Raw genomic sequence first — 6,060 nt, 5'->3', positions numbered from 1 at the left:
AGAGTCTTTTCTTCCCCCATCTCCCCATCTCCCCATCTCCCCATCTCCCCATCTCCCCATCTCCCCATCTCCCCATCTCCCCATCTCCCCACCACCCCATCTCCCTATCAGAAAAGGGTTTTAGGAGTTCCTTATAAGGGATAGCTTTCCAAGGGGGGTAAGGGGGGATAGGAAGGGGGTTGGGGGGTTAGATTTTACCCACAATTTTAGTCTAGACGCGCTACTAGAACAATTTTATTTTTCGGAACAGAATGCATTGACTAAATCTAAGGCTATACCATCCTCGAATTATTTGACTTCAGTAGTTAGCCCTAAAGCTTATTCCAAATCTGCAATACTTGAAAGATTACTAAAACCTTTAATTTAAATAGCTATTTTTGTTCGGCTTTTTGGGAAGTAACGGGCAATATACCCATGCTACAAAACTATTAAAAACATCCCATATTTATGCAAAACTCTAATAGCTGAAAGCTGAATGCTTCTTAAAATTTATATCATGTCTGGTTAAATAGTTATAATTTTAAGTTCGTAGTAGGGCTAAAGCCCTAAGTTATAGATGGGGATAAAGCCCTACTACAAACAAAAACTTTTTGTTTAGCTGGCGCACAACGCGCGTTAACGCTTTCGCGACATGAAACGCAAAGCGAAACGTAGTTTTATCGTTGATTATCCAGACATAATTTACTTACTCATTAAATTCCACAAATAACCATCAGGAGCAACAAAAGAAAAACTCTGTTCGCCAAATTCATTATCAACAATATCTGTAATTTGTGTCACTGCTGAATTTTTAATTCGGTCAAAATAATATTTTATATTATTAACTCGATAAGTATACAAAGACATTCCTAAACAACCAGGTTGCGATTTATCAAAACAAGATTTCAAATTAATTTTTTCAGGAAACCGAATAATATACATTCTGCCAGATCGTGCTTCTTGCCAATTTGTTGAAGAGCGCGGGTCGTCAAAAGTAGTAACTGTAAACTTTTCTCCTGGTTGTAAATCAAAAATTTGTCTTGCTGCTTGTGAACTTTCATAAGAAGTTTCTGAGTTATCGCGCGATCGCAATAAACCCAAAACATCTTCATAAAAGTCTAATGTTTTCTTGCTATCATCTTGTACAATCATACCTGCATGGGTAAATTGACTTGTTTTCAAAGTAGAGGCACGATCGATTTTGCCGTATTCTGGCACTGTGTAATTGAAGCGTTGAAATAACACCTGGCGCGTCAATGGTTGCAGCAACATCATTTCCCGCACTCCCACCGCTGGATCGATAAACGGGCGACCTTTATCTGTTTTGTAAATTATTTCCCACTGGGGAAAAGTGTATTTAATTGGCAAACCTGCTAATTTGCCCTCTTCAACATGGTTAAGAATATTCAAAACATCGGTAGTTAAGGTTGTCGCCCAACGGTTGCCCAAAACTTTCATGGATGTCATTTCTAAACCTTGATTAATGGGTTTTTCCCAAACCATGAGGCGAATTAAACCATGATCGGCATTTTGGTGGTAGAGTCGAATTGAGCGTAAATTAGAATTTACTCCATATAAGTTTTTAACAGTATCAGCAGTTAACTCTCCTGTTTTGCCAATGCGATAGCCAAATTGTTGCCAATATTGAATCATTGGCAAGGGTTCGGTGGTACCGATGCAGACTTCATAGATACCTTCGATAGTGGGGTTATTGTTATTCATATTTTTTATCTCAACGTTGGCCCTTGATCCGCCCTCTCCCGCAGGGGAGCATCGGGATGAAAACCAATCAATATTGCGGTATTTACAATAGTATGCTATGGTAAAAAAAATAAGGCTGCTGGGCTAGCAGTGTCAGTCTGTGGAGCGACCGTAAGACCGGAAAGAGGGAAAGGCCTCGGAGGCAGGTGCTATGTTAGCGCAGCTCCTCTGCAAGAGGCAGCAGAAAGCCCCTATCAGCGATGTTAGGGAATCCCACCCTGTCTCGTAAGAGCAGCGTCGGGAGGATGTCAAAGAGTCCACTCTGAATGTTCTCTGAATGTTCGGGTAATTAGTTCATGACTTACGCAGTACCGCTATAATACTACTCTGGTAGGGTGCGTTAGGCGAGGCGCAACCAACTACGGTCGAGCTATCTAATACCAAATGCGCCGTAACGCACCGTTTAATACCATTTCTCAAAAACTTTTCTACATTTGATAGAAGTAGGGGAGTGGGGGAGAAGTAAAAACAAGAATAATTAATGCTAAATTTGCTGAAACTAACAAAAAAGTAATTATCTTAGTTTAATTACTTAATAATTGAAGTTTTATCCAAGTATAGCGTTACTTTTGGAAATTGGTATAACAGTGCGGTAGTAGACCGACACATATGCCATTTTTTTTGTTTTACCATTGTGATACGCGGTGCGTTACATTTCATTAAGACACCCTACTGCCGCGTCAAGCTTAAAAGAGAACAGTGCGGCAGCAGACAGACACGTCTGCCATTTTTTTGTTTTACCATTGTGATAGGCGGTGCGTTACATTTCATTAACGCACCCTACAAGAACTTGGTGAGGTACTGTGTATGATTATTGGGGAGGGGGCGGGTTTACCAACTCCTTTGTCACACCATTAATTTAACGTGGAACCCGCCCCTACTATTGCCACATTCTAATAATTCATTTGTCCGCTCACAACAAATAGTTCTTTTTCTCTACCATTTCGCAGAATTTTAAACTGCAATTTTTCACCTACACCACCATCTTCAACTTTCCTCTGTAATTGTTCCGCACTAATTATTGATTGATCGTCAATTTCTACAATCACATCTCCTATCCGCATCCCCGATTTTTCTGCTGGAGTATCAGACAAAACTTTCGTTACTAAAACTCCTTTTACCTCTGGCAAAATTAAAACAGAATTAGGGTCACTATTATTTTCTTTAGCAACTTCTGGAGTTAGAGTAATCATCTGAATACCAACAAAAGGATGAGGTACTTGTTCTCCACGAGCTAATACATCTTTAATTTCTTTCGCTTTATTGATAGGAATAGCAAAACCAATACCCATAGCATCAGCTCTTATTGCAGTATTAATTCCAATTACTTCACCCTTATCATTTAACAACGGACCCCCAGAATTTCCTGGATTAATAGCAGCATCAGTTTGAATAAAATCTAATCTTTTATCAGGAATTCCTACTGCTGAACTCGGACGTTTTAAGGTACTAATAATTCCTAAAGTAACAGTGTTATTAAATCCTAGGGGATTTCCTACTGCTATTGCCCAATCTCCTACCTGTACTAAATCAGAATTACCAAGGTCTGCTACTGGTAAAGTTTCACTTTTTGTCTCAACTTTAACTACTGCTAAATCTGTGACTTCATCTGTTCCTTTTACTTCCCCAATAAACTTTCTTCCATCATTTAAACTCACAGTAACTTTATCAGCTTTATCTACTACATGAGCATTGGTTAAAATTATGCCTTTCGAGTCAACTATAAAACCAGAACCTTGACCTTTTAACAATTCTTGCGAAGGTGGTTGAAGCCTTACATTATCATCAAAGAAACGTTCAAAAAAAGGGTCTTCAAAAAAAGGATTAGTAGGTCTAGTAATTAGTCTTTCTGTGTCAATTCTAACTACCGCTAAACCAACTTTATTGACAGCTTCTGTCACAAAACTATTACTATTTCTAGTATTGATATTATCTGGTATACCTTGCAATGCTACTAATTGAGGATTCGATAACCCTGCAAATAGTCTTGAAGCTGCCATTGCTGGTACTGTTGATAGACAAGCAACTACAAAAGTAAAAACGATAAAAATGGCCAATAATTGAGAAATTCTTTTAGTAGTTATTCGACAAAAATTTAACAATCTCATAGCATTAACATTTGATTGACTAACTTAGTAGGTTTGGTGTTACAATATTGCCAACTATCCTATATTATACTATAAATTTATGGTGATATCTGACAAACAAAAAAAACAACCAGCTAATGATACAGTTCAGACAGATTTCAATTCTGAACATCACCATCACTCTTCTGCTCATCCTCATGTTCATAGTGAAGAATCTCTACAAAGTCTGATCAATAGATTATCAAGAATTGAAGGGCACGTTAGAGGAATTAAAACTATGATTAAAGATAATCGTCCTTGCCCTGATGTTTTGATACAAATAGCTGCAGTCCGTGGTGCTTTAGACCGAGTAGCTCGTATGGTTTTGGATAATCATTTATCTGAATGTATTTCTCGCGCTACTCAAGATGGAGATATTGATGTTGAAATTGCTGCTTTAAAGTCAGCTTTAGACCGATTTTTACCTTAGACTTCTTGCAGAAGTCAGGGAATAGGGAATAGGGAATAGGGAGTAGGGAATCAAAAATTTCATATCTTGAATTTATTTAATTAAAACTTTTGCAAGAGGTCTCTTAAATGAGGGATTAGTTAGTAGGGAAGAGGGAGAAATAATTGATTTTATTTTTGATTATTGGAGATGTCTATTGATACTTGAAATTTCAGTTATACTAGGAAAACATTTCATTCAATGAGGGAGTAGGGAATAGGGGGAAATAATTGATTTTATTTTTGATTATTGGAGATGTCTATTGATACTTGAAGTTTCAGTTATACTAGCAAAACATTTCATTTAAAAAAAACTATGATCTGGAAAAAAATAGCTTTTTGGTTACTTTGGATAGGGTTTAGTATTTATGCTTTCCTGCTTGCACCCCCTAGTCAACCAGATACTTTAGAATTAATCCAAAAATTGTCAACAGGTGAATGGGAAAATATTAATCCTTTGATTGTATCTCTATTCAATATTATGGGAATTTGGCCGTTAATTTATAGTTGTTTATTATTCTTTGATGGTAGAGAACAAAAAATACCAGCGTGGTTATTTTCAACATTATCATTTGGAGTCGGAGCATTTGCTATTTTACCCTATTTAGGATTGCGCCAACCTAATCCTATTTTTTCCGGGAAAAAGAATTTATGGCTTAATATATTAGATTCTCGAATCTTAGGAATTGCTTTAACATTAGGTACTATTTTCTTACTCATATATGGTTTGAAAAATGGCGACTGGGAAAACTTTATTCAACAGTGGCAAAGTAGTAGATTTATTCATGTAATGAGTTTAGATTTTTGTCTGTTGTGTCTATTATTTCCCACTTTGTTAGGAGATGATATGAGTAGGCGAGGAATGAAAAAATCTCCGTGGTATTGGATAGCATTGGTTCCACTTTTAGGTCCATTAATTTATTTGTCTGTACGTTCACCTCTATTAGCAGCAGATACCTCTACAACATCAAATCAACAAGAAGCGACAGCAAATTGATAAGCTGTTTTGCATTTAAATAAGCGATCTGGCGATCGGCAGTTAGCAGTAAATGTGCGCGTTTGCAAAGCATACCGGAACGGAAATGCTAAAAGCTAATCGCTAGTTATAGCGCTGTGCACAGGCGCGGTCGGAACCCGGCGTTTGCTATCGCAAAGCAGCGCTAACAGCGGAGCGGCTCTGATAAGAGCGCTCTCCTCGCCATGGGAACGCCGATCAAGAGACCGTAGTTAGCCCTTGATAGAGTCGAGCGCATTATCTGAGAAATCACAGACAGAAGCTGCACCCGAACCGATGAGAGGTCAAGCTAAGATGCCAGGTTCCGCAACTCCTGAGCAGAAGCAAGTAAATCAATGGCCACAAAGAAAATCTTGTTCTCTGGATTAAGCAGGAATCGCCATGCTACATTCATGCCCACATCCCGGCCAAACCATGGGGTTTGTACTTTGCCTGTGACCTTAATTCGAGTGTAGCCTTCTTCCTGTGGCTCTGTTATGCCCCGTTCAGGCAACAATCTTAGGTTTTGGCAATCCTCCCGGAAAAAGCGCAATAGGGCATTATGTCCCACAACCGGGCGTTGGAACGGCGGTTGCAGGGCACCATCTGGGGCAAAGAGTTGGAGCAGCGCATCAAAGTCATTGGCATTCAGGTTATCCATGTACTGCCAAACGACCTGGCTCTCCACACCGGGAATGGCGGTAATTGGAGTGCGAGCGGCCATGGCTTTGGGAGCAACCAAGGGCTCCGCCA

5 protein-coding genes are annotated in these 6,060 nt (G+C 38.9%); 2 read left to right on the top strand and 3 right to left on the bottom strand.

Annotation, left to right across the window (positions count from 1 at the left end; genetic code table 11):
- Positions 1 to 681 precede the first annotated feature (681 nt).
- Together QNJ66_RS25590 and QNJ66_RS25585 are read right to left on the bottom strand one after the other, a co-directional pair.
- The gene (locus QNJ66_RS25590) at positions 682 to 1,701 is read right to left on the bottom strand and encodes a VOC family protein (RefSeq protein WP_300511490.1); all 1,020 of its coding nucleotides are present in this window, start codon (positions 1,699 to 1,701) and stop codon (positions 682 to 684) included.
- 932 nt (positions 1,702 to 2,633) lie between these two features.
- A complete protein-coding gene (locus QNJ66_RS25585; protein ID WP_300511489.1) occupies positions 2,634 to 3,848 on the bottom strand; it encodes an HhoA/HhoB/HtrA family serine endopeptidase in 1,215 nt (404 codons plus the stop codon).
- 79 nt (positions 3,849 to 3,927) lie between these two features.
- Here QNJ66_RS25585 and QNJ66_RS25580 point away from each other — a divergent pair, with 79 nt between their 5' ends.
- On the top strand, positions 3,928 to 4,296 hold the full coding sequence (locus QNJ66_RS25580; protein ID WP_300511488.1) for a metal-sensitive transcriptional regulator: 369 nt from the start codon (positions 3,928 to 3,930) through the stop codon (positions 4,294 to 4,296).
- A 333-nt stretch (positions 4,297 to 4,629) separates the two neighbouring features.
- Entirely contained in the window at positions 4,630 to 5,310 is a 681-nt protein-coding gene (locus QNJ66_RS25575) for a DUF2834 domain-containing protein (RefSeq protein WP_300511486.1), read from the top strand.
- A 307-nt stretch (positions 5,311 to 5,617) separates the two neighbouring features.
- Here QNJ66_RS25575 and QNJ66_RS25570 read toward each other — a convergent pair.
- Positions 5,618 to 6,060: ketosteroid isomerase family protein (locus tag QNJ66_RS25570; RefSeq protein WP_300511484.1), on the bottom strand; the 443-nt coding region annotated here is incomplete at its 5' end.

It is taken from the genome of Crocosphaera sp. (assembly GCF_030064895.1).
Classification (GTDB): Bacteria; Cyanobacteriota; Cyanobacteriia; order Cyanobacteriales; family Microcystaceae; genus Crocosphaera.
This window is presented reverse-complemented; position numbering and strand designations above follow the sequence as displayed.

Bases quoted from the DNA above. Each gene is read 5' to 3' on its own strand.
- QNJ66_RS25590 (WP_300511490.1), bottom strand. From the start codon at position 1,701: ATGAATAACAATAACCCCACTATCGAAGGTATCTATGAAGTCTGCATC.
- QNJ66_RS25585 (WP_300511489.1), bottom strand. From the start codon at position 3,848: ATGAGATTGTTAAATTTTTGTCGAATAACTACTAAAAGAATTTCTCAA.
- QNJ66_RS25580 (WP_300511488.1), top strand. From the start codon at position 3,928: ATGGTGATATCTGACAAACAAAAAAAACAACCAGCTAATGATACAGTT.
- QNJ66_RS25575 (WP_300511486.1), top strand. From the start codon at position 4,630: ATGATCTGGAAAAAAATAGCTTTTTGGTTACTTTGGATAGGGTTTAGT.